General features: G+C 34.0%; 2 protein-coding genes. Both read right to left on the bottom strand.

Features of this window, described 5'->3' with window-relative positions; genetic code table 11:
• Positions 1-146 precede the first annotated feature (146 nt).
• Positions 147-359 (bottom strand): hypothetical protein, encoded by a 213-nt coding sequence (locus B2X72_RS16275; protein WP_088161094.1) that lies wholly within the window; start codon positions 357-359, stop codon positions 147-149.
• A gap of 134 nt (positions 360-493) precedes the next feature.
• Positions 494-1,183, bottom strand: coding sequence for a class I SAM-dependent methyltransferase (locus tag B2X72_RS16270; protein WP_286850708.1), 690 nt, complete (start codon positions 1,181-1,183; stop codon positions 494-496).
• Positions 1,184-1,758 lie beyond the last annotated feature (575 nt).

Here is a 1,758-nt window from a genome sequence, read left to right as displayed (position 1 = left end):
CGATCCAATGGAGGCTCAGGGCTGTGCTTCAAGGATAAAGTGTATAACAGCCTCCATCCGTTGTACGGAACAATCAGTTTCAATTTCCAATTCATTGATTGCCGTTTCCAGTTTAGACAATGTTTCGTTGTAAAATTTAGCTATCATTACCTGCTGTTATTTTTCTTTCTTACCCCTTTCATTAGACTGTAATTACACGCTCTATTTTCTGCATATTCAATTTTATGTTCAGATAGAAGCTGTACAATTATTTCGTTTGTTTCATCTTCATTAAGTCCTATTTTTTCCCCGAGGTCAATTTCATTGAGTTGACCGTCATTTTCTATTAATGCTCTGTAATATTTTTCTTTATTTTCCATAACTATATTTTTTTCGCACAGCTATCATCATGTGTGGACTAAAGGGTAAAAGATAGCTGTCATTTTCAGTAACTTGAATAAGTTCCATTAATGTTCTTCGTTTTTTGTTATTCAGCATATTGGCAAAGTATTCTTTATCCAACCATACCCTCAACCGCATAAGTATTTAGATAGATTAAGCCTTGATTTATAAATTCATCTTTTAGCTGTTGTGGCTTATGATAAAATGCTTCTGCTAAAAGCCAAGGAAAATCATCGGGCGGATTGTGCATCCCCCTTATTAATTCTTCTTTGCACATGTCAAAAAATGGCTTTTTGTGAATTAAGCCGTTTAAAAGACCAACCAGCGTTGATGCCGTATAATTGATGGCAAAACCCAAAATAATCCCATCACTCTTTAAAATACGTTTAGCTTCGCAAATGGCTAAATCTCTATCCTCCTTTTTTTGAAGATGATAAAGAGGGCCGTGCAGTATTATTAGGTCTGCATAATTATCTGGAAATTCCAATTTTCGAGCTTCTCCTAAATGTACAGAAAAACTGTTCTTTAATCTATTCGCTCTGTTTTGGGCTATTTGTATATGTTTTGCAACTGGCTCTACTAAATGAACTTGATGTCCTTTTTTAGCAAGCCATTCCGAATACTTTCCCGTACCACCACCAATGTCTATTATTTTTGAAGATGAAGTTGGTATATATTTTTCTACGAGTGATTTAATTCTTTCAAATTCAAATACGCCCATTCCTTTGTCAAGTCGAGTTTCTTCGGATGCTCTATTGTAAAATACCTCGATATCTCTACTTATTAACTGTTTACTATTCATTTTTAGTCATCGTTTCACCACATTTTGAAATGTTGAATACACCGCAAAAGTGATAATGCAATCGATTTGATAATCGTTTGTTTTGTTTAAGATTAAGAAATAAGTCGATAGGATTATCTGTACATTAAAAACCAAAAAATTTCAATGCATTAATTACTCTGTTTTAGAGTTGTCTTTCGAGTAAGACCAGATAATATGTTAGATATAGTATAACAGACCACAAAGATAGAAAATTTGGATTAATTTTTAACGGTGAATTGGCACTAATTCACTCCTGCTGTATTAAATGCTGTAAATCGGGGTCATTATTAATCCGTTCCATCTCGCTTTCTACAATATGCACAGCGCCATGACTTGCCTGTAATTGACTTCAACGACCGGCTTCATATTGTCGTTGCCGTTTTCATCGGCAAAGGATAATATGTGCAATATCTCCTTATAGGTTTTGGTTTCTTTATATCCAACTTGTGCTCATATAGACAGTCTTTTAAATTGGTTCAATGATCATAAATATTCCAAAAAAAATCGAGTTTCGTACCTATTGGTTCACTGAAAAAAGCTAATCGAAAGATTAG

Origin of the sequence: Sphingobacterium sp. UBA7253 (assembly GCF_002472745.1) — a bacterium.
GTDB lineage: Bacteria > Bacteroidota > Bacteroidia > Sphingobacteriales > Sphingobacteriaceae > Sphingobacterium > Sphingobacterium siyangense.
Note: the sequence above shows the minus strand (reverse complement) of the source record. Positions and strands in the feature narration are given on the sequence as shown.

Bases quoted from the DNA above. Each gene is read 5' to 3' on its own strand.
- B2X72_RS16275 (WP_088161094.1), bottom strand. From the start codon at position 359: ATGGAAAATAAAGAAAAATATTACAGAGCATTAATAGAAAATGACGGT.
- B2X72_RS16270 (WP_286850708.1), bottom strand. From the start codon at position 1,183: ATGAATAGTAAACAGTTAATAAGTAGAGATATCGAGGTATTTTACAAT.